Source organism: Microbulbifer halophilus (genome assembly GCF_026183675.1).
In the GTDB taxonomy this organism is placed as follows: domain Bacteria; phylum Pseudomonadota; class Gammaproteobacteria; order Pseudomonadales; family Cellvibrionaceae; genus Microbulbifer; species Microbulbifer halophilus.
Window position 1 is genome coordinate 1 of sequence record NZ_JAPIVK010000095.1, and the last position, 715, is coordinate 715.

Annotated in this window: 1 protein-coding gene; it reads right to left on the minus strand. The window is 54.3% G+C overall.

The genetic code is table 11. The features are described 5' to 3' along the window. Nucleotides 1-522: IS110 family transposase (locus tag OQE62_RS19365; RefSeq protein ID WP_265723689.1), on the minus strand; the 522-nt coding region annotated here is incomplete at its 3' end. Nucleotides 523-715 lie beyond the last annotated feature (193 nt).

Here is a 715-nt window from a genome sequence, read left to right on the forward strand (position 1 = left end):
TTGTAGTACCTTGGTGATAGAGATCAGCACTTGATCCGATGCCTGTTGGATCTCCGCTTTCTCTTGCCGGTTACATTCGCGCTGAATATCGGTATCCAGCGCGTGCAGGCGACTCAGTAGGGCCTTCAAATACCGCACCTCTTCGGCCTCTGGCACCCACTCTGTATGAGAGCGGCTGTCCAAGAACCGCGCCAATACAATGCTGTCTTTCTTATCCGTCTTGGAGCGCTTGCCCAGGCTTTTCCCAAACTCGCTTACATGATGGGGGTTGGCGACATGCACTCGGACCCCAGCTTCGTATAGAAAATAGGCTACCGCCTCGTGATAGACGCTGGTCGCTTCCAACATCACCCCTAACTCGTGCGGTGACCGCTTAGTCTGCTTTTGCAGCCAGTCCAACAGCGCACGGCGACCGGCCTCATCATTGTTAAATACTCGTGACTTTACCTTGACAGTGCTGGCATCACGGAGCCAACACACGTCCAGCTTTTTCTTGCTGACGTCAATACCAACTGCTTCCATCTCGTCGTCTTGCCTTGTACATACAGCCTCACTCCGCATAGGGAGGGACTTGGATACCATTCAGAGTGTCGAAGGAAAGAGACCAGGGGTCATCTACGTCACAGAGTCACAGCTCTCAGGGTGCGCACAGCTTACCTGGCCTCTGGAGGACCCTGGTAGCTAGCCAGAGCCCAAGGACAGATACAAGGGTGCG